At 63.1% G+C, this 20,401-nt stretch carries 15 protein-coding genes and 3 rRNA genes; 14 read left to right on the forward strand and 4 right to left on the reverse strand.

Annotated elements, in window-relative coordinates; translation table 11 throughout:
* Position 1: 1 nt before the first annotated feature.
* The 3 genes from argH to M1D74_RS06510 all read left to right on the forward strand — a co-directional run bounded on the left by argH (position 2) and on the right by M1D74_RS06510 (position 3,278).
* The gene (gene argH, locus M1D74_RS06500; protein ID WP_458116891.1) at positions 2 to 1,450 is read left to right on the forward strand and encodes an argininosuccinate lyase; all 1,449 of its coding nucleotides are present in this window, start codon (positions 2 to 4) and stop codon (positions 1,448 to 1,450) included.
* A gap of 69 nt (positions 1,451 to 1,519) precedes the next feature.
* The gene (locus M1D74_RS06505; protein WP_458116892.1) at positions 1,520 to 2,275 is read left to right on the forward strand and encodes a maleylpyruvate isomerase family mycothiol-dependent enzyme; all 756 of its coding nucleotides are present in this window, start codon (positions 1,520 to 1,522) and stop codon (positions 2,273 to 2,275) included.
* A 133-nt stretch (positions 2,276 to 2,408) separates the two neighbouring features.
* Positions 2,409 to 3,278 (forward strand): SRPBCC domain-containing protein, encoded by an 870-nt coding sequence (locus M1D74_RS06510; protein ID WP_458116893.1) that lies wholly within the window; start codon positions 2,409 to 2,411, stop codon positions 3,276 to 3,278.
* Here the strand turns inward: M1D74_RS06510 and M1D74_RS06515 are convergent.
* Entirely contained in the window at positions 3,242 to 3,772 is a 531-nt protein-coding gene (locus tag M1D74_RS06515) for a methylated-DNA--[protein]-cysteine S-methyltransferase (protein WP_458116894.1), read from the reverse strand. The genes M1D74_RS06510 and M1D74_RS06515 overlap by 37 nt on opposite strands.
* Positions 3,769 to 5,283 carry an AlkA N-terminal domain-containing protein gene (locus M1D74_RS06520; protein WP_458116895.1) on the reverse strand — a complete coding sequence of 505 codons (1,515 nt, stop codon included), beginning with the start codon at positions 5,281 to 5,283 and terminating at the stop codon, positions 3,769 to 3,771. Before M1D74_RS06520 ends, M1D74_RS06515 begins: the two co-directional genes overlap by 4 nt.
* A gap of 92 nt (positions 5,284 to 5,375) precedes the next feature.
* Between M1D74_RS06520 and M1D74_RS06525 the strand changes: the two genes are divergently transcribed.
* The 7 genes from M1D74_RS06525 to rrf all read left to right on the forward strand — a co-directional run bounded on the left by M1D74_RS06525 (position 5,376) and on the right by rrf (position 16,193).
* The gene (locus tag M1D74_RS06525; protein WP_458116896.1) at positions 5,376 to 6,065 is read left to right on the forward strand and encodes a DNA-3-methyladenine glycosylase; all 690 of its coding nucleotides are present in this window, start codon (positions 5,376 to 5,378) and stop codon (positions 6,063 to 6,065) included.
* A complete protein-coding gene (locus tag M1D74_RS06530; RefSeq protein ID WP_458116897.1) occupies positions 6,062 to 6,589 on the forward strand; it encodes an adenine phosphoribosyltransferase in 528 nt (175 codons plus the stop codon). The genes M1D74_RS06525 and M1D74_RS06530 overlap by 4 nt, the downstream gene beginning before the upstream one ends.
* Positions 6,590 to 6,671: 82 nt before the next feature.
* Complete coding sequence (locus M1D74_RS06535; protein WP_458116898.1) at positions 6,672 to 8,924, forward strand: HelD family protein; 2,253 nt, start codon at positions 6,672 to 6,674, stop codon at positions 8,922 to 8,924.
* A gap of 12 nt (positions 8,925 to 8,936) precedes the next feature.
* Positions 8,937 to 10,259 carry a tyrosine--tRNA ligase gene (tyrS, locus tag M1D74_RS06540; RefSeq protein ID WP_375164443.1) on the forward strand — a complete coding sequence of 441 codons (1,323 nt, stop codon included), beginning with the start codon at positions 8,937 to 8,939 and terminating at the stop codon, positions 10,257 to 10,259.
* 466 nt (positions 10,260 to 10,725) lie between these two features.
* Positions 10,726 to 12,249: ribosomal RNA gene (locus tag M1D74_RS06545) — 16S ribosomal RNA — on the forward strand.
* A 517-nt stretch (positions 12,250 to 12,766) separates the two neighbouring features.
* Positions 12,767 to 15,902 (forward strand): 23S ribosomal RNA (locus tag M1D74_RS06550).
* A gap of 174 nt (positions 15,903 to 16,076) precedes the next feature.
* Positions 16,077 to 16,193, forward strand: a 5S ribosomal RNA gene (gene rrf / locus M1D74_RS06555).
* Together the 16S, 23S and 5S rRNA genes form the textbook arrangement of a ribosomal RNA operon.
* Before the next feature lie 158 nt (positions 16,194 to 16,351).
* Here the strand turns inward: rrf and M1D74_RS06560 are convergent.
* Together M1D74_RS06560 and M1D74_RS06565 are read right to left on the reverse strand one after the other, a co-directional pair.
* Positions 16,352 to 17,437, reverse strand: a complete 1,086-nt coding sequence (locus tag M1D74_RS06560; protein WP_458116899.1) for a hypothetical protein — start codon at positions 17,435 to 17,437, stop codon at positions 16,352 to 16,354.
* A 45-nt stretch (positions 17,438 to 17,482) separates the two neighbouring features.
* On the reverse strand, positions 17,483 to 17,722 hold the full coding sequence (locus M1D74_RS06565; RefSeq protein ID WP_458116900.1) for a hypothetical protein: 240 nt from the start codon (positions 17,720 to 17,722) through the stop codon (positions 17,483 to 17,485).
* On the opposite strand from M1D74_RS06565, the gene M1D74_RS06570 reads away from it, so the two are divergent.
* Genes M1D74_RS06570 through M1D74_RS06585 form a run of 4 tightly spaced genes read left to right on the forward strand, consistent with a single transcriptional unit; the run spans position 17,693 to position 20,400 of the window.
* Entirely contained in the window at positions 17,693 to 18,334 is a 642-nt protein-coding gene (locus M1D74_RS06570) for a hypothetical protein (protein ID WP_458116901.1), read from the forward strand. The two genes, M1D74_RS06565 and M1D74_RS06570, sit on opposite strands and share 30 nt — an antisense overlap.
* A complete protein-coding gene (locus tag M1D74_RS06575) occupies positions 18,324 to 19,334 on the forward strand; it encodes an HAD-IIA family hydrolase (RefSeq protein ID WP_458116902.1) in 1,011 nt (336 codons plus the stop codon). Before M1D74_RS06570 ends, M1D74_RS06575 begins: the two co-directional genes overlap by 11 nt.
* A gap of 17 nt (positions 19,335 to 19,351) precedes the next feature.
* Positions 19,352 to 19,567, forward strand: a complete 216-nt coding sequence (locus tag M1D74_RS06580; protein WP_309072378.1) for a hypothetical protein — start codon at positions 19,352 to 19,354, stop codon at positions 19,565 to 19,567.
* 2 nt (positions 19,568 to 19,569) lie between these two features.
* Positions 19,570 to 20,400: a TlyA family RNA methyltransferase gene (locus M1D74_RS06585; protein ID WP_458116903.1), complete on the forward strand. Its 831-nt coding sequence runs from the start codon at positions 19,570 to 19,572 to the stop codon at positions 20,398 to 20,400.
* Position 20,401 lies beyond the last annotated feature (1 nt).

Below are 20,401 nucleotides of genomic sequence, written 5' to 3' on the forward strand. Positions count from 1 at the left end.
AGTGACCGAGGCACACGGTACAGCCGCAACCGGCACCAACGAGGGCTCGCTGTGGGGCGGCCGGTTCTCCGGCGGCCCCGCGGACGCCCTCGCGGCCCTGAGCAAGTCGACGCACTTCGACTGGCGGTTGGCCCGCCACGATATTGCCGGATCACGGGCGCACGCCCGTGTGCTGCACCGCGCCGGCCTGCTCGACGACGGCGAACTTTCCGGCATGCTGGCTGCCCTGGACGCGCTCGACGACGACGTCCGCACGGGCGTCTACCTCCCCGCCGACTCTGACGAGGACGTGCACGGCTCGCTCGAGCGCGGACTGATCGAACGCGCCGGACCGGCGCTCGGCGGAAAGCTGCGGGCCGGCCGTTCACGCAACGACCAGGTTGCCACGCTGGGCAGGATGTACCTGCGTGAGCATGCCCGCATCATCACAGGCGGCGTGCTCGCCACGATCGACGCACTTGTGGAGCAGGCCCAGAAGCACCTCGAAGTGCCGATGCCGGGCCGCACCCACCTGCAGCACGCACAACCGGTACTGCTGAGCCATCACCTGCTCGCGCATGCCTGGGCATTGCTGCGTGACCTGCAGCGGTTCCAGGACTGGGACCGCCGCGCTGCGGTGTCACCCTACGGTTCAGGGGCGCTGGCCGGGTCCTCCCTCGGCCTCGACCCTGAAGCGGTTGCCGCAGAGCTCGGGTTCGACTCGGCGACGCACAATTCGATCGACGGCACGGCGGCGCGGGACGTCTACGCGGAATTCGCGTGGGTGGCCTCGATGATCGGCGTCGATCTTTCGCGCATCAGCGAAGAGGTCATCTTCTGGGCGACCAAGGAATTCTCCTTTGTCACCCTGCACGATTCCTTCTCCACCGGGTCATCGATCATGCCGCAGAAGAAGAACCCGGATGTTGCGGAGCTCGCCCGCGGGAAGGCCGGAAGGCTGATCGGGAACCTGACCGGACTGCTCGCCACGCTCAAGGGTTTGCCCCTGGCGTACAACCGGGACCTTCAGGAGGACAAGGAGCCGGTGTTCGATGCCATCGACACCCTCGAGGTACTCCTGCCTGCCGTGTCGGGAATGATCGCCACTTTGACCTTCAACTCCGAGCGCATGGCGTCGCTGGCGCCGCTTGGATTCGCTCTCGCCACGGATGTGGCCGAGTGGCTGGTCCGCCAGGGCGTGCCCTTCCGCGAAGCCCACGAACTGTCCGGCGCAGCGGTCAAGCTGGCTGAAAGCCGCGGTGTGGAGCTGTGGGACCTGAGCGACGAGGACTATGCCGGGATCTCGGAACACCTCACACCGGGTGTGCGGGAGGTGCTCACGGTTGAAGGATCGCTGAACAGCCGAGACTCGCAGGGCGGCACAGCTCCGGCTGCCGTTCGGCGCCAGCTGGAGGCCTTGAACACCCAGCTGCTCAACGTGCGCTCGACACTGCTGCCGCCGCAGGGCTGACAGTCGGCCTCCGGGAGGGCAGCGGGTATTGTCGGGACTGACCCGCCCCTGCCCACCCGGAGGATAGCCGTGAACACACCAGAGCCTGCCGTGCCCGAAAACCTCGCCGAACGGCTAGCCGACGCCGGTCGTGAACTGCTCGCGGCCGCTGCCGGCCTGGACGAGGCAGCAGTCACTGCGCCCTCGGTCCTTCCCGGATGGAACCGCGCCTTCGTCCTCGCGCACGTCGAGGGAGTGGCGCGCGCGATGGCACGCCAGCTTGAGTACGCAGCCCAGGGCGGGACCATCGAGTTCTACGACGACGGGTTCGACGGCCGGAACCGCGACATTGAGCGGCGGGCGCAGCGCCCCGTCGACGAGCAGCTGCGGAGCCTCACAGAGGCGGTCGAAGCCGTCGTCGCACGTTTCGCCGCCCTTCAGGGCAGCGGGTGGGACGCACGCATCGCCTACCGGAACGGTACCGTGCGCGACGGCGGGCTTGCCCTCTGGAGGGAACTGGTCATCCATGCCTCCGACCTCGACACGGGACGAACTTCCCTCGACTGGGACAACACGTTCTGCCATTACCTCTTCGGCTTCCTCGCTGCACGTATCCCGGACGGAACGGCACTCAAGCTCCAACCGCTGGGTGAGCAGCCGCGCACGCTGTCGAGCGGACCCGGAACACCGGCGCGCACCGTCGTCGTCACCGGGTTGCTGCAGGACATCGCCGCATGGCTTGCCGGACGCAAGCCGCAGGGTGGACTGAACGCGACCGCCGCAGCAGACGGCGTTGCCCTCCCGGAACTCCTGCCGTGGCCGGCGGCAGTGTCTCCGCGCGCCTGACGGGACCTGCGCTCCCGGCTCATCGGCAGTCTCGAAACATTAGGCCTTTGACCGTTCGGAGCCCTTATCAGGGGTCCGGCACTGCGCTAAGTTGGGAGGCACCCACGCGCCCACAGAAGCGAAGGCAGACGCCATGACGTCGGAAGTTGAACAATCAGCTGCGCACTCCGTTGTGCCGCTTGGCCGGATCGAACGGCTGAGCGACGGGTACGTTCTCGCTTTCGACCGTCAATTCGACTACCCCCGCTCCTACATCTGGAGCCTTCTGACGAACCCCGGGAAGGTTCGGCTCTGGCTCGGCGAACTCGCCGGGGAATGGGAGCTGGGAAAGGAGTATTCCCTGGACCTGGGTGGGGGAACCTCTACCGGGACAGTCCTGCAACTGAACCCACCCACCAGCCTCCAGATCAGCTGGGACGATGCACTGGGTTTCGAGTCCATCCTGGAATGGCGGGTCCTGGAAAGTGACGGCGGTGCTCTGCTGCAGTTACGGGCACGCTCCGAGACGGCCGACTTTCTGACCGAGGGTGCCGCCGGCTGGCAGCACATCCTCGCCGCGCTCGATGACGTGGCTGCGGGCCGGGAGCCGGCCCCGCCGGGGGACTGGGCGGCCCTCCGGGATGCCTATTCCCAGGAGTTCGATGTTTCCAACACGATGGGCTGGATGGAAACCGACGACGGCGTCACCATGGTCCACTTCGACCGTCGCCTCAGTTCCACCCTGCCGCTCGTCAAGGACGCACTCACAGCCGACCCGGAGCAACAGCCGAGGGTCGAACAGGCGGAGGTCGACTTCACCGCAGAGGGTTCCAGCACCCGCCTTACTGTCCGCCACGTGATTGAGGATCCAGCTGTCGCGCCCGCCCTGATGGCCCAGTGGCATGCTCATCTGGACGCCGTGGCGGTGTCGGTGGAGGGCGACCAGCCGCACACCAGCATGCGGAAGCTGCATGCATTGGAGGACTTTTATCGGGCTACGCTCGGCACGGCTCCCGCCGGTTGAGCCGCTGCTTCACGCGCCAGCAGGCTCGTCTTCACGGCAACTCCCCACCGGAACCCGCCGAGGCTTCCGTCTGTCCGGATCACACGGTGGCAGGGAACAAACAGGGCAGCGGCGTTGAAGGCACAGGCTCCCGCAGCGGCCCGGATCGCGGATGGGCGCCCGGACAGGCGTGCATACTCGGAATAGGTGACCGGCTTCCCGGGTGCAACCGTGCGCAGAATCTCCCACGCGTGACTGCGGAACGGCCCCGACAACTGCTGCACCGGGACGGCCTCGATAGCCGCGAGATCGCCGTCGTAGTAGGCAGCCACCGCGTCCGTGATGGGGCTGGCGTGATTGACCGGGCGGATGTGTTCCGCCTGCAATGTTGGGTGGATCTGGCCGGTGAGTTCGGCGACGTCGGCAGTCCAGCCGGAGGCAAGAACCACCCCGTCGCGTTCGATGACGGTGAACGGCCCGTCCGGGGTGGAGACGGTTAAGGTCTGGGTGGTCATGATGCCAGTGCCTTTCGGGAAGTGTCTGCGGAGTGTGCGCATGACTGGGGCCTGGACGGCTTTTCAGCAGCGAGCCGCCAGAGGTGGAGCGTCGCATAGGAGCGCCAGGGGCTGAACCGCTCGAACCAGGCCTCGGTTTTACGGACGTCAGAGGGACGCACGGAGAGCCGGGCCAGGCCCGACCGGACAGCGGCGTCGTTGGCGAGGTGAATGTCGGTCGCGCCAAGGATCCGCATCGCCGCATAGCGGACAGTCCACGGACCGATCCCCGGCAGGGGCAGGAGCTTCTCTGCCAATTCCGCGGGGGTGTCCTGGAGCCCGATCACAACGCTCCCCTCGGCGAGGGCGCCGGCGGCTCCCACCAGGCTTTCCCGTCGCCGGGTGGGCCCCTTCAACAGGGGGGCAGCACCGTCCGCGATTGATCCTGCAGTGGGGAACAGCCGGCTGTGCCCGGGACGCCCAAGCGTTGAAGGTTCACCCAGTTCGGCGAGGATGGTGAGAACCCCGGTGGCGGCCGCGACGGAAATCTGCTGGCCCACCATGGCCCGAATGAGGATCTCATGGGCGTCGACCGCACCAGGCAGGCGCATGCCCGGATACCTCTGGACGCGCGCCTGCAGTGAAGGGTCCGCGGAGAGGACATCGTCGATCGCCGTAGGGTCGGCATCAAGGTCGAACAACCTCCGGATGCGGGCCAGCAGCACAGGCAGGTCCTTCAGATGCTCCACTGTGACCGCGACGTTGAGGCCTCCGGGCGCGCGTCGGGCCTGGAACCAGCCCTCCCCGCCCGGCAGCCGGACCAGTCGGGCGTAACTGGACGCGTCCGCTACCTCGATCCCTGCTACGGCGCGGGCCGCCAGGAAAGTGAAGATGCCGTCGTCGTACGGGGTCCGCGCGGGCAGTGTCAGGCTCAGGGAGGTTGCTGCGCCGGCAGCCGTGGAAGCATGCGACAGGAAGCGGCTGCGGTGCCGGAGCTGGGAGGGGGAGAGGTCATACACCTCCTGGATGGTCTCGTTGAATTGGCGGACGCTGTTGAAGCCCGCTGCGAATGCCACATCGGAAAGCGGCATGTCGGTGGCCGTAAGCAGCGTCCGCGCCGTCTGCGCACGGGAGGCTCGCGCCAGGGCGAGCGGTCCGGCGCCGAGCTCGGACTGGAGGATCCGACCGAGCTGCCGGGTTGAATACCCCAAACGGAGCGCAAGGCCCGGGACGCCGCTGCGGTCGATCTCGCCGTCGGAAATGAGCCTCATAGCCCGCGCGGCGGTGTCGGAGCGCAGGTTCCAGGCCGGGGTCCCCGGCACGGCTTCCGGCAGGCACCGTTTGCATGCGCGGTAGCCCGCCTCGTGCGCAGCCGCAGACGTCGGATAGAACGTGACGTTGGAGGGCTTGGGTGTGCGCGCCGGGCAGGATGGACGGCAGTAGATCTTTGTCGTTGCCACGGCGGTGACGAATTGCCCGTCGAACCGCGTGTCCCGCGACTCAATAGCGCGGTACTGCTGCCAGAAGTCCATGTCTCAATCCTCGCAGGCGGCATGGTGCGCTGCTAGCGGAAATCGGACACCGCCGTGCGGAGGACTCCGGACCGGCTTGATACGGTCTTTTGGTGGATCCAGCACTACAACGCGCCCGGTTGGCGCATCCGGCCATCGACGTGGCGCCGCTCCTGCTTGGCGCACACCTGACGTACGACGACGGCGCGGACCCGGTTACGGTGCGCCTTACCGAAGTGGAAGCGTATATGGGCGCTGAAGACCCGGGCTCGCACGCCTTTCGCGGACAGACGGCACGCAATGCCACGATGTTCGGAGAGGCCGGCCACCTGTACGTGTACTTCACCTACGGGATGCACTACTGCGCCAACGTCGTGTGCGGGGTTCCCGGCAACGCCACCGGTCTGCTGCTGCGCGCCGGAGAGGTTGTCAGCGGACTGGACACAGCGCGGCGCAGGCGCGGACACCCGCGTACGGATCGGGACCTCGCCCGCGGCCCGGCCCGGCTGGCGCAGGCACTCGGGATCGACCGCTCGCTCGACGGCAGCGACGTCTTCTCGGAGCGGCTCCGGCTCGAGCTTCCCGAGCATCCGGCTGACCCGTTGCGCTTGCAGACCGGACCCAGAGTCGGAGTGAGCGGTCCGGGCGGATCCACGGCCTACCCCTGGCGCTACTGGCTCGCGGGGGAACGCAGCGTGTCCGTGTACCGGCCCGCTGCCAAGCCCCGGGCAGCACGGAACACGGCGGTTGCCGCAAGCGCTCCGGTCCACGGGGAAGCCCCAGCACAGTCAGGACAGGCATGACAGTACAGACCATCAGGGACCTCATCCTCACGCACTGCGTCAGCGTTCCCGACTTCCCCAAGCCGGGGGTCACGTTCCGCGATCTGACACCCGTCTTCGCGGACGCAGAAGCATTCGCTGCGATCATTCCAGCCCTCCTCAAGCCTTTCGAGGGCAGGTTCGACCGGGTGGCGGGAGTGGAGGCGCGCGGTTTCATCCTCGCCGCTGCGGCCGCCTATGGCGCCGGAACAGGGGTGACCGCCGTACGCAAACCGGGAAAACTTCCCCGCCAGGTGCACAGCGAAAGCTATTCGCTTGAGTACGGGAACGCAGCGGTCGAAATCCACCGCGACGAGTTCCCTCCGGGGACCCGCGTGCTGGTGCTTGACGATGTCCTCGCCACCGGCGGAACGCTCGCCGCGGCGGTGCGCCTGTTGGAACGGGCAGGCGCCGAAGTGGTGGGAGCCGCCGTCGTGCTTGAGCTGGAAGGGCTTGGAGGCAGGGCGGCTGTCCCAACTCCTGTTCACGCCCTGGTAACCATTTAGCAGTGTAAAAGGCGGACGCTCATGGAAATTCGCACCCAGCGGGATAGAATTGACGGTCCGCCTTGGCGAGAGGGAACGCGCAATGCCTGAAATGTCCATAGCCCGGAACGAACTGGAACACGAGCGCCGCTACGTAGCCGGTCTGTACCAGCGGCTTGATGAGCTCCGCGCCGAGAAGCAGCGCCAGCTCGATCAGGTGCGCCGGACTATATCCGCTGGTTCACACCAGAACCGGTCCGAACGCGACGCCTTCGCGACCATGTATGAGGACCGGCTCGCGCAGTTGAATGCTGTCGATGACCGTCTCGTCTTTGGACGGCTGGACCTCGACACGGAGGAAGAGCGTTACATCGGTCGTATCGGCCTGTCCACCGAAGACCTGCAGCAGCTCATGGTCGACTGGCGGGCGCCCGAAGCCGGCACGTTCTACCAGGCCACCGCCTTCGAACGCATGGGTGTCCGCCGCCGCCGCCACCTCATCCTGTCCAAGCGGGACGTCGTGGCCATCGAGGACGACGTCCTTGACGCCTCCATGCTCACGGAAGACGATTCCCTCCAGGGCGAGGGCGCTCTGCTCGCCGCGCTGAATTCCAAGCGCACGGGCCAAATGTCCGACATTGTGGGCACTATCCAATCCGAGCAGGACCGCATCATCCGTGCGCCGCTGCCGGGCGTCGTCGTCGTGCAGGGTGGTCCCGGTACGGGCAAGACCGCAGTGGCGCTGCACCGGGCCGCCTACCTGCTCTACACCCACCGCGAGCGGTTGAAGTCGGCGGGCGTGCTGCTCGTCGGCCCCACCAGCGCATTCATGAGATACATCGAGCGCGTGTTGCCCTCACTGGGTGAAACCGGTGTGGTGATGGCCAGCATCGGGAGCCTGATGCCCGGCATCCGGGCGGTGCCGGAGCCCTCCGAGGAGGTTGCTGCGCTCAAGGGCCGGCTGGATATGGCAGAGGTCGTGAAGCAGGCGGTCGCCAACCGCCAGCGCATTCCGGCCGAGAACCGCAAACTCAACGTCGAGGGAACAACGCTCATCCTGACGCCGCGGCAGGTCCGGCGGGCCCGCGACCGCGCCCGGGCAACCGGAAAACAGCACAACGACGCTCGGACGACGTTCGTGAAGATTATGCTGCGCGAACTCACCGAGCAGTTGACCGAGCAGTTGGAGGAATCATCGGGTGCCGGCAATACGGCGGACCGCTCGTACCTCGCCGAGGATGTCCGGACATCCCGGGACGTGCGGATTGCGCTGAACCTCGCATGGATGCCGATGACGCCCGAGAAACTCCTGCGAGATCTCTTCTCGAAGCCTGCGCACCTTGAAGCGGCGGCGCCCCACCTGACTGACGCCGAACGGGAACTGCTGTACCGGCCGGAAGACTCCCCCTGGACAGAGGCGGACGTGCCGCTGCTTGACGAGGCAGCGGAATTGCTGGGGGAGCTCGATGCCTCAGCCGGCCGGAGTGCCGCCGAGAAGGAACAGGAACGACGCCGGGACCTCGCCAACGCGGAGCGCGCGCTCGAAAATGTCAGCGCGACCCTGGAAGATGCCGGCGTCGATGGGATGCTGACCGCGGAAGCACTGGCCGAGCACAACACCGTGGCCGACGCCCGCCTGACCGCCGCCGAGCGCGCATCCGGTGACCGCACCTGGGCCTACGGGCACGTTGTGGTTGATGAAGCGCAGGAGCTCTCGCCCCTGCAGTGGCGGTTGCTTATGCGCAAATGCCCCCTCAAGTCCTTCACCATCGTGGGTGATATCGCACAGACCAGCTCAATCGCCGGTTCACATTCCTGGCAACAGGCGCTCGAACCGTTCGTGGGGGAGCGCTGGCAGCTTGAGGAACTTACGGTCAACTACCGCACGCCTGCGCAGATCGCAGAGGCAGCCGTACGCATGGCCAATGCTGCCGGCCTGGTGGTGTCTGCTCCGAAGGCGGTCCGGGATGGCCGGTGGGACCCGGTGATCGATCGGGTGACCGAGTTGGAACCCGCACTCCTGTCCGCATTGCCTGAGGAACTGGACGCAATAGCCGGGGGGCTCCTGGCGGTCATCGCCCCGGCGAGAATCGTCGAGCAGGTCCGTTCCGCTGTCACCCGTATTCATGGGAACCGAGTAGGTCAGGGCGCGGGCGGACTGGGCCAGGACATCGTGGTTATCACCCCGCGGGACGCGAAGGGTCTTGAATTCGACGGCGTGATCGTTCTCGAGCCGGCCGAGATGCTCCGGCAGGAGGCCGTCCGGATTGGCGACCTATACGTGGCGATGACCCGTCCTACCCAGCGCCTTCGTCTCATCTCAACCGGCGAAATTCCCGACGGCATTGAGGGCTGATACTTTGAAGCGGTGCAACAACCTATCGAGGCGGCCCGTCCAGCCGTGAACCAGCAGCAGAATGACAGCACTTTCGACAACCTCTGGCAGGAACTGAAGTGGCGTGGACTGATTCACGTTTCCACTGACGAGACGGAACTGGAGAAGGTTCTCGCCGGGGAGCCGATCACCTATTACTGCGGGTTCGATCCGACGGCTCCGAGCCTTCACCTCGGCAACCTTGTCCAACTGCTGACCATGCGTCGTCTGCAGCTTGCCGGCCACAGGCCAATCGGTCTGGTCGGAGGCTCCACGGGGCTCGTCGGGGATCCCCGGCCGTCGGCTGAGCGCACGATGAACACCAAGGAAACCGTTGCCGAGTGGGTTGGGTACCTGCAGGGCCAGGTCCAGCGGTTCCTGAGCTTCGAGGGTGACAACGCCGCTCGCATGGTCAACAACCTGGACTGGACGGCGCCCATGAGCGCCATCGACTTCCTTCGCGATGTCGGCAAGCACTTCCGGGTCGGCACCATGGTCAAGAAGGAAACAGTCGCCAAGCGACTCAACTCGGACGAGGGCATCAGCTACGCTGAGTTCAGCTACCAGGTGCTGCAGGGGATGGATTACCTTCATTTGTTCCGGGACCACCAGTGTGTACTGCAAACTGGTGGCTCCGACCAGTGGGGCAACCTGACCAGTGGCACGGAGCTCATCCGCAAGGTCGAGGGCAAGAGCGTCCACGCGATCGGAACGCCGCTCATCACCAACTCCGACGGCACCAAGTTCGGCAAGAGTGAAGGCAACGCAGTATGGCTGGATCCGAACATGACCACGCCGTACGCGATGTACCAGTTCTGGCTCAACACCTCCGACGCTGATGTGATCGACCGGCTGAAGGTGTTCACGTTCCGTAGCCGCGCCGAAATTGAGCACCTTGCTGAGTCGGTTGAGAGCCGGCCGCACCTGCGGGAGGCTCAGCGCGCGCTGGCTTTCGACGTGACCTCGCTGGTTCACAGCGTTGAGGCAACGGAGAAGGTCATCGCCGCGTCCGCGGCTCTCTTCGGGCAGGGCGATCTTGCCGCACTCGATGAGATGACGCTACGTGCTGCAACAGCCGAGCTGCCGAGCGCGAAGGTCGGCAGCAATGGGCTCGGTATTATCGACCTTCTGGTGGCTAGCGGATTGGCGCCGAGTAACTCAGCGGCCCGCCGCACCGTTGCAGAAGGCGGCGCCTACGTGAACAACGAAAAGGTCTCGGATCCCGAGGCAACCGTCGGATCACAGCAACTGCTTCACGGGCGCTTTCTGCTCCTTCGTCGGGGCAAGCGGACCCTCGCGACCGTCGAGGTCGGCTAGTTTCAGACGCAGACAGGTCCGGCCCGGTGCGGATTTGCACCGGGCCGGAACGGCGTGTAAAGTTTTCTGAGTCGCCGCCGCTGAGCAGCGACAAACTCCCTCCTAAAACTCAAGTGGTTCGGGCGTGCGCTGAAGGCAGCGTCCAAAGCCAGGCGATTTGTGGCGGGTGAATTCGAATTGTTTTGAACGAATTCGGGCAAATAAGCCGATTTGACAGAAACAAAGAGAATGAAATAGATTTAGAAACACCGCAGCACAGAAATGCAAAACAAATTGCATAGTACGTGAATTGCTTCTGTTGTTTGAGAACTCAATAGTGTGCCATGTTTGTTGATACCGATTGTTTTTTGATTGGTTGATTTACTGGTCATTCACCTCCGTGGGTGGCTGGTTTTTTGGCTGGTTTCGAATTTTGTGCAGCATGGATCCTTCTTTTTCCGGGGGGTTTGTGTTGTGTCTGTATTTTTTTACGGAGAGTTTGATCCTGGCTCAGGATGAACGCTGGCGGCGTGCTTAACACATGCAAGTCGAACGATGATCTCCAGCTTGCTGGGGGGATTAGTGGCGAACGGGTGAGTAACACGTGAGTAACCTGCCCTTGACTCTGGGATAAGCCTGGGAAACTGGGTCTAATACTGGATACGACCTTCCATCGCATGGTGGTTGGTGGAAAGCTTTTGTGGTTTTGGATGGACTCGCGGCCTATCAGCTTGTTGGTGGGGTAATGGCCTACCAAGGCGACGACGGGTAGCCGGCCTGAGAGGGTGGACGGCCACACTGGGACTGAGACACGGCCCAGACTCCTACGGGAGGCAGCAGTGGGGAATATTGCACAATGGGCGCAAGCCTGATGCAGCGACGCCGCGTGAGGGATGAAGGCCTTCGGGTTGTAAACCTCTTTCAGTAGGGAAGAAGCGAAAGTGACGGTACCTGCAGAAGAAGCGCCGGCTAACTACGTGCCAGCAGCCGCGGTAATACGTAGGGCGCAAGCGTTATCCGGAATTATTGGGCGTAAAGAGCTCGTAGGCGGTTTGTCGCGTCTGCCGTGAAAGTCCGGGGCTTAACCCCGGATCTGCGGTGGGTACGGGCAGACTTGAGTGATGTAGGGGAGACTGGAATTCCTGGTGTAGCGGTGAAATGCGCAGATATCAGGAGGAACACCGATGGCGAAGGCAGGTCTCTGGGCATTAACTGACGCTGAGGAGCGAAAGCATGGGGAGCGAACAGGATTAGATACCCTGGTAGTCCATGCCGTAAACGTTGGGCACTAGGTGTGGGGGACATTCCACGTTTTCCGCGCCGTAGCTAACGCATTAAGTGCCCCGCCTGGGGAGTACGGCCGCAAGGCTAAAACTCAAAGGAATTGACGGGGGCCCGCACAAGCGGCGGAGCATGCGGATTAATTCGATGCAACGCGAAGAACCTTACCAAGGCTTGACATGAACCGGAACGGCGCAGAGATGTGTCGGCCACTTGTGGCCGGTTTACAGGTGGTGCATGGTTGTCGTCAGCTCGTGTCGTGAGATGTTGGGTTAAGTCCCGCAACGAGCGCAACCCTCGTTCCATGTTGCCAGCGGGTTATGCCGGGGACTCATGGGAGACTGCCGGGGTCAACTCGGAGGAAGGTGGGGACGACGTCAAATCATCATGCCCCTTATGTCTTGGGCTTCACGCATGCTACAATGGCCGGTACAAAGGGTTGCGATGCTGTGAGGTGGAGCTAATCCCAAAAAGCCGGTCTCAGTTCGGATTGAGGTCTGCAACTCGACCTCATGAAGTCGGAGTCGCTAGTAATCGCAGATCAGCAACGCTGCGGTGAATACGTTCCCGGGCCTTGTACACACCGCCCGTCAAGTCACGAAAGTTGGTAACACCCGAAGCCGGTGGCCTAACCCCTTGTGGGAGGGAGCCGTCGAAGGTGGGACCGGCGATTGGGACTAAGTCGTAACAAGGTAGCCGTACCGGAAGGTGCGGCTGGATCACCTCCTTTCTAAGGAGCGCCTACAATGTCCTGCGGTCCACGTTGTGTGGGGTGTGGGGGTTGTCAGGAGTAGGCCCATTGCGCAGGCGTTTGTTCTGCGGTGGGTGCTCATGGGTGGAATATCAACGGATTTGGTGGCTGCTGGTGCTGGCCGTGTTTGAGTACGGATCTGCGTTCCTTTCTTTCCTTTGTGGGGGGGTTGGGGTGTGGGTTGTGGAAAGGGTGTGGTTGGTGGTGGTGGTTATCTTTTGGCACACTGTTGGGTCCTGAGGCAACAGGAGCTTGGCCCCCTTTGTGGGGTTGGGTTTGTGGTGTTTCTGGTTTTCCTGGGCATGACCTTTCTGCTGTTCCCTGTGTGGGGTGGTGGGGGTGTGTTACTGGGGTTGTTGTTTGAGAACTGCATAGTGGACGCGAGCATCTTAAATTTTGTGTATCGCGCATGACCGTTGCCGGCTTTTGGGTTGGTCGCTGGTTCCTGTGTTCCCTTTTGGGGGGTGTGGGGGTTGGTGTTGGTTGTGTGTGTGATCGTCAAGTTTTTAAGGGCACACGGTGGATGCCTTGGCATCAGGAGCCGAAGAAGGACGTGGGAATCTGCGATAAGCCTGGGGGAGTTGATAACCGAACTTTGATCCCAGGATGTCCGAATGGGGAAACCCCGCCCAGCGCGCGAGTGACTGGGTGACCCGTACCTGAACACATAGGGTGCGTGGAGGGAACGTGGGGAAGTGAAACATCTCAGTACCCACAGGAAGAGAAAACAATAGTGATTCCGTTAGTAGTGGCGAGCGAACGCGGATGAGGCTAAACCAGTGGTGTGTGATAGCCGGCGGGCGTTGCATCACTGGGGTTGCGGGACTTTCCGTATCAGCTCTGCCGGGCTGGTGAAGTGAGTGCAGGCGTATAGGTGAACGGGTTTGAAGGCCCGACCGGAGTGGGTGAGAGTCCCGTAGCTGTAATGCGTGCTGCCGCTTGGAGAGTATCCCAAGTAGTACGGGGCCCGAGAAATCCCGTGCGAATCTGCCAGGACCACCTGGTAAGCCTAAATACTCCCTGATGACCGATAGCGGACCAGTACCGTGAGGGAAAGGTGAAAAGTACCCCGGGAGGGGAGTGAAATAGTACCTGAAACCGTGTGCCTACAATCCGTCAGAGCGGGCTTGTTCCCGTGATGGCGTGCCTTTTGAAGAATGAGCCTGCGAGTTAGTGTTACGTCGCGAGGTTAACCCGTGTGGGGTAGCCGTAGCGAAAGCGAGTCTGAATAGGGCGAGTGAGTGGCGTGATCTAGACCCGAAGCGAAGTGATCTACCCATGGCCAGGTTGAAGCGACGGTAAGACGTCGTGGAGGACCGAACCCACTTCAGTTGAAAATGGAGGGGATGAGCTGTGGGTAGGGGTGAAAGGCCAATCAAACTTCGTGATAGCTGGTTCTCCCCGAAATGCATTTAGGTGCAGCGTTGCGTGTTTCTTGCCGGAGGTAGAGCTACTGGATGGCCGATGGGCCCTACAAGGTTACTGACGTCAGCCAAACTCCGAATGCCGGTAAGTGAGAGCGCAGCAGTGAGACTGTGGGGGATAAGCTTCATAGTCGAGAGGGAAACAGCCCAGACCACCAACTAAGGCCCCTAAGCGTGTGCTAAGTGGGAAAGGATGTGGAGTTGCTCAGACAACCAGGAGGTTGGCTTAGAAGCAGCCATCCTTGAAAGAGTGCGTAATAGCTCACTGGTCAAGTGATTCCGCGCCGACAATGTAGCGGGGCTCAAGTACACCGCCGAAGTTGTGGATTTCAGATAGTGCCAAGCCTTCGTGGTTCAGGCGTCTGGAGTGGTAGGGGAGCGTCGTGTGGGCAGTGAAGTCGCGGTGTAAACCAGCGGTGGAGCCTACACGAGTGAGAATGCAGGCATGAGTAGCGAAAGACGGGTGAGAAACCCGTCCGCCGAATGATCAAGGGTTCCAGGGTCAAGCTAATCTGCCCTGGGTAAGTCGGGACCTAAGGCGAGGCCGACAGGCGTAGTCGATGGACAACGGGTTGATATTCCCGTACCGGTGAAGAACCGCCCATACTGAACAAGGGATACTAACCACCCAAACCATCTTCCAGTGCCCTTCGGGGTCCGTGTTGATGGGGCGCGTGGGACCTGATCTTGGGAGGTAAGCGTATTAACAGGTGTGACGCAGGAAGGTAGTCGGGCCGGGCGATGGTTGTCCCGGTCTAAGGATGTAGGAGGGACCATAGGCAAATCCGTGGTCCTGGTTTTGATACCGTCTCTGAGACCCGATGGGCCCCACCCTTGGTGGGGATCCGATGATCCTATGCTGCCTAGAAAAGCATCGGCGTGAGGTTCCAACCGCCCGTACCCCAAACCGACACAGGTGATCAGGTAGAGAATACTAAGGCGATCGAGAGAATTATGGTTAAGGAACTCGGCAAAATGCCCCCGTAACTTCGGGAGAAGGGGGGCCCCAACCGTGATGGTGACTTGCTCACCGGAGGCGGATCGGGGCCGCAGAGACCAGGGGGAAGCGACTGTTTACTAAAAACACAGGTCCGTGCGAAGTCGCAAGACGATGTATACGGACTGACTCCTGCCCGGTGCTGGAAGGTTAAGAGGACCGGTTAGCCCCTTGTGGGCGAAGCTGGGAATTTAAGCCCCAGTAAACGGCGGTGGTAACTATAACCATCCTAAGGTAGCGAAATTCCTTGTCGGGTAAGTTCCGACCTGCACGAATGGAGTAACGACTTCCCCGCTGTCTCAACCATAAACTCGGCGAAATTGCACTACGAGTAAAGATGCTCGTTACGCGCAGCAGGACGGAAAGACCCCGAGACCTTCACTATAGTTTGGTATTGGTGTTCGGTGTGGCTTGTGTAGGATAGGTGGGAGACTGTGAAGCTTGGACGCCAGTTCAGGTGGAGTCATCGTTGAAATACCACTCTGGTCACTCTGGATATCTAACTTCGGCCCGTAATCCGGGTCAGGGACAGTGCCTGATGGGTAGTTTAACTGGGGCGGTTGCCTCCCAAAAAGTAACGGAGGCGCCCAAAGGTTCCCTCAGCCTGGTTGGCAATCAGGTGGCGAGTGTAAGTGCACAAGGGAGCTTGACTGTGAGAGAGACATCTCAAGCAGGGACGAAAGTCGGGACTAGTGATCCGGCGGCACATTGTGGAATGGCCGTCGCTCAACGGATAAAAGGTACCTCGGGGATAACAGGCTGATCTTGCCCAAGAGTCCATATCGACGGCATGGTTTGGCACCTCGATGTCGGCTCGTCGCATCCTGGGGCTGGAGTAGGTCCCAAGGGTTGGGCTGTTCGCCCATTAAAGCGGTACGCGAGCTGGGTTTAGAACGTCGTGAGACAGTTCGGTCCCTATCCGCTGCGCGCGTAGGAAATTTGAGAAGGGCTGTCCTTAGTACGAGAGGACCGGGACGGACGAACCTCTGGTGTGTCAGTTGTACTGCCAAGTGCACCGCTGATTAGCTACGTTCGGATGGGATAACCGCTGAAAGCATCTAAGCGGGAAGCCTGCTTCAAGATGAGATTTCCATACACCATTTGGTGTGAGAGGCCCCCAGCCAGACCACTGGGTTGATAGGCCGGATGTGGAAGCGAGGACTAACGACTCGTGAAGCTGACCGGTACTAATACGCCGATAACTTGACACCACACAAAACACACAATGCTACGCGTCCACTATGCGGTTCCCAACCAACAACCCCGCAACCCCCCCCAACAACAGGGCGGCGGGGGTGCGCTCCTGGGAACACCAACAACTACATACACAAGTTGTAACAACAGACTTCCCACCCCACACACAACAAGGGGTGCGGACAACGAGTTACGGCGGTCATAGCGTGGGGGAAACGCCCGGTCCCATTCCGAACCCGGAAGCTAAGACCCACAGCGCCGATGGTACTGCACCCGAGAGAGTGTGGGAGAGTAGGACACCGCCGGACAACACTTAGCACTGAGGCTCCGACATCACCGTCGGAGCCTCAGTCATTTAACTACCCGAAACGGTTGCGGCCGGCTTTCCCTACAATAGGAAGGTCGAAAGCCGAGTTTCGGGCTATCAACACAGGTAAACAGCGAGAGCGTCCGGCACATCGTCAGGTCAGCTCATGACGAGAGGAATTGTGCTGCCATGGCTGATCGGGAACCGTTCCGCGAACGCGGAGAAAACCCACGTAAGGATAACCGTCGGGGCGGAGAACGCCAGGGTGAAGGCCGCGGCGGAGAGGGCCGCAGCGCGGCACCCCGTCGTGGAGATTCCGGACCGCGCGGCGCCGGTGGAGCAGCTAACGATCGGGGCGCCGGTCGACGCAACCCTGAGTCCGGCGACCGGCCCCGTTACCAGGAACGTACTGACCGCGGTTCCGGCCGTCCGGCACGTGAGGGTGGTTTCTCTCGTGAGGGTGGGCCGCGTCGTGAGGGTGGTTTCTCTCGTGAGGGTGGGCCGCGTCGTGAGGGTGGTTTCTCTCGTGAGGGTGGGCCGCGTCGTGAGGGTGGTTTCTCTCGTGAGGGTGGGCCGCGTCGTGAGGGTGGTTTTTCCCGTGAGGGTGGGCCGCGTCGTGAGGGTGGTTTCTCTCGTGAGGGTGGGCCGCGTCGTGAGGGTGGTTTCTCTCGTGAGGGTGGGCCGCGTCGTGAGGGTGGTTTCTCTCGCGAGGGTGGGCCGCGTCGTGAGGGTGGTTTTTCCCGTGAGGGTGGGCCGCGTCGTGAGGGTGGTTTTTCCCGCGAGGGTGGGCCGCGTAAGGACTTCGGCGGGGCCGGCAGAGGATCGGACGCAGGTAGCCGGCCAGGCTGGAAGGACCGCGAAGGGCAGCGTGGCGAAGGCCGCCCTGCCCAGGGCCAGGACCGCCGCAACACCGGCGACGCTGGACGCCGCTGGGAGCGGCCGGCAGGCGGAGACAATCGATCGCGCGATGCAGGCACCGAGCGGCGTTCGTACCGCGACAGTGGCAACAGCGGTTTCTCCCGTGGGACGGGCTCGCGTGATGCTGGGAGCTCTTCGGGCCGGAGTGGGTTCGAACGCAGCGACGAGCGTAGATCGGGCCGGGGTTACAGCGACGACCGTCGTCAGGGGCGGACCTATTCTGATGGCCCCCGCGGAGGGGACCGTCGGGAGACAGGCGGTGAACGTCGTCCCGAGCGATCGCCACGGGAAACCGGCAGCGAGAATGAGCAGTTCGCCCGTCCGCACAATGCGCGCGATCTTCGCAGCGCCAACCGGCCCGACCGTGAGCGTTCACCGGAGATCGATGAGGATGTCACCGGCAGCGAGCTCGACAAGATCACGCGTGCAGAAATCCGTAACCTTGAGGAGCGGAGCGCTCTCTGGGTAGCCAAGCACCTCGTGATGGCGGGCCGGCTTATCGATGATGAGCCCGAGCTGGCCTTCCAGCACGCACTCGCTGCGAGCCGTCGCGGTGGACGCCTGGCGGTGGTCCGTGAAGCGGTGGGTCTCACCGCATACGCTGCCGGCCACTACGGGGAGGCTCTCCGGGAGTTCCGCACGTACCGCCGAATCAGCGGGTCCAATGTCCACCTGCCGGTGATGGCCGACTGCGAGCGTGGCCTCGGACGTCCCGACCGCGCTCTCGACCTCGCCAAATCCGAGGATGCCTCGTCGCTCGACGCCGCCGGCAAGGTGGAGCTTGCAATAGTCGAGTCTGGTGCGCGCACCGACCTCGGTCAGCTCGACGCGGCGGTAGCGGCGCTCGAAATTCCTCAGCTGACGAAGAACAGGGCGTTCAGCTACAGCCCGCGTCTGTTCCGTGCATACGGGGACGCCCTCGCTGCCGTGGGCCGGACCGAGGAAGCTGCCTCCTGGCACCGCCAGGCGGAGATAGCCGAGAATGCGCTCGGCGTGGGAGCATTCGCCGACCCCGACATCATCGATCTCGTCGGCGACGAGGAAGCTGCGGAGCTGGATCGTACAGCTGCGCGGGGAACCGTCCAGAGTGTCGGTACCCCGCTCGAGGAAGCAGCCACTGCAGACGAGACAGCAACCGTTTCCGAAACCCCGGAACTGGAGGACAAGGACGAGAACAAGGACGAGGACACTGTTGTGATCGAGGAGCCGCGGGATGACCAGTGATGCGGTCGAGGCTCCGATTGCAAGCCGCTACGGTGCGGTTCTTGCCGACCTCGACGGAGTCGTCTACGCCGGGTCCTCAGCTATCCCGGGTGCCACGGAGGCGCTGGAGAAGCTAGGGGGAATCGGCGTCGCCCTGGCATACATCACCAACAACGCATCCCGCTCCTCCGCGGACGTGGCGGCGCACCTCCGCGAGCTGGGAGCGCCGGCAACCGCGGAGCAGGTCTTCGGATCCGCTCTTGCAGGCGCCGAGTTGCTCGCGACCCGCGTGCCGAAGGGCGCAACTGTCCTCGTCACTGGCAGCGCCATCCTGGCGCAGCATGTCGCAGACCAGGGGCTCGTACCGGTAACCAGCGCCGATCCGACTCCCGATGCGGTCATTCAGGGATTCGAGCCCACCCTCGGCTGGAAAGACCTCGCTGAAGCCGCCTTCGCGGTTGCGGGGGGAGCTCTGTGGGTTGCGACCAACACGGACATGTCCATTCCGCAAGCGCGTGGGATCGCTCCAGGCAATGGTTCCCTCGTAGCCGCAGTAAGCGCCGCGACGGGACAGTCGCCTCTGATCGCGGGAAAGCCCGAAGCGCAGCTCTTCAAGACGGCAGCGGAGCATCTGGGGGTGGAAACGGCCCTGGTGGTCGGCGACCGGTTGGACACCGACATACTCGGCGGGAATCGGGCGGGCATGGCGACTGCGCTGGTTCTGACCGGTGTCGACACAGCAGCCAACGCTTTGGCAGCGGTCACCGACGAGCGCCCGACCTATCTTTTCGCTGACCTCGGCCAGTTACACAGGCCGTACCCGGAAGTCCGTCGGCAGGACGGGACCTTCACCTGCGGTGAGGCTTACGCCAAAGTCGAGGACGGCGTCGTCATCATGGGTGGCGGGCGTGAGAACCTGGACGCCTGGCGTGCAGGTTGCGCAGCATGGTGGGCAGCGTGCCCTCAACAGGATGCCGCAACGCTGCCCAAGCTCGAATTCGCGGACGAGTCGAGTCGCTGAGAACGTGAGGAGCGAGCGTGGAAGCCACTGAGCCAGCCCCCGCGGAGCAGGATCCGACGACAGGCAGTGAGCCTTCCGGGTATCCGGAGGTGGCTCCTACCGGCGACGCTTCGGTTGATGGCGTGCTGCATTCCCTGACTGCCGTTCCCACAGCCGACGACGCCGCCCGGCATGCGCTCTATGAGCGGCTCCATGACGAACTCCTCGCTGAGTTGAACAGTGAGCAGGCCTGACGGTGGCACGTCTTGATCAGGCGCTGGTGTCCCGTGGGCTGGCGCGCTCAAGGTCCCATGCAGCGCAGCTCATCACGGCGGGCCGCGTGCTGCGTTCGGGGACTGTCCTGACCAAACCCTCCGCCGCGATCTCGGACACCGACGAGCTGATGGTGTCGGAGGGGGAGAGCCCGGACTATCTCAGCCGCGCCGGGCACAAGCTCGACGGCGCTCTTGCCGCCTTCACTAGTGTTGATGTTGCGGGCAAGCGATGTCTCGATGCGGGTGCATCCACCGGCGGCTTCACAGATGTGCTGCTTCGCCGGGGAGCGACCGAGGTGGTGGCGGTGGACGTGGGTCACGGGCAGCTGGTCGATCAGTTGCGGGACGATCCGCGCGTCGCCGTGCATGAGGGCCTCAACGTCAGGTTCCTCGAGCCCGACCACATTGGGGGACAGGTCGACCTCACTGTGGCCGACCTCTCTTTCATCTCCCTGTCGCTCGTCATGGAGCCGCTTGCGCAGGCGACACGAAGCGGCGGCGACCTTGTGCTGATGGTCAAGCCGCAGTTCGAAGTAGGTAAGAGCGCCCTGAGCCGGACCGGAGTGGTGACCGATGAGGAGCAGCGGCGCGGCGCCGTCGTCGGCGTGGTCCGATCAGCGCTCTCGGCGGGTCTCGATGTGGAGGGTGTGGCGCGTAGCCCACTCCCGGGTCAGAACGGAAATGTGGAATTCTTCCTGTGGATGAAGGTGCCCGGCGGGCAGATGGTGCCTAGGATCGATAGCGACGCAGTTCGGCTGGCGCACGAAATAGTGGACGGCAGCGGCGCGTTCGGCACCATCGGTACTGCGTGAG

The organism is Arthrobacter sp. D2-10 (genome assembly GCF_054161285.1).

Coding starts and splice junctions, on each gene's coding strand:
- M1D74_RS06515 (WP_458116894.1), bottom strand. CDS start 3,772: ATGACCACCCAGACCTTAACCGTCTCCACCCCGGACGGGCCGTTCACC.
- M1D74_RS06510 (WP_458116893.1), top strand. CDS start 2,409: ATGACGTCGGAAGTTGAACAATCAGCTGCGCACTCCGTTGTGCCGCTT.
- M1D74_RS06575 (WP_458116902.1), top strand. CDS start 18,324: ATGACCAGTGATGCGGTCGAGGCTCCGATTGCAAGCCGCTACGGTGCG.
- M1D74_RS06530 (WP_458116897.1), top strand. CDS start 6,062: ATGACAGTACAGACCATCAGGGACCTCATCCTCACGCACTGCGTCAGC.
- M1D74_RS06535 (WP_458116898.1), top strand. CDS start 6,672: ATGCCTGAAATGTCCATAGCCCGGAACGAACTGGAACACGAGCGCCGC.
- M1D74_RS06520 (WP_458116895.1), bottom strand. CDS start 5,283: ATGGACTTCTGGCAGCAGTACCGCGCTATTGAGTCGCGGGACACGCGG.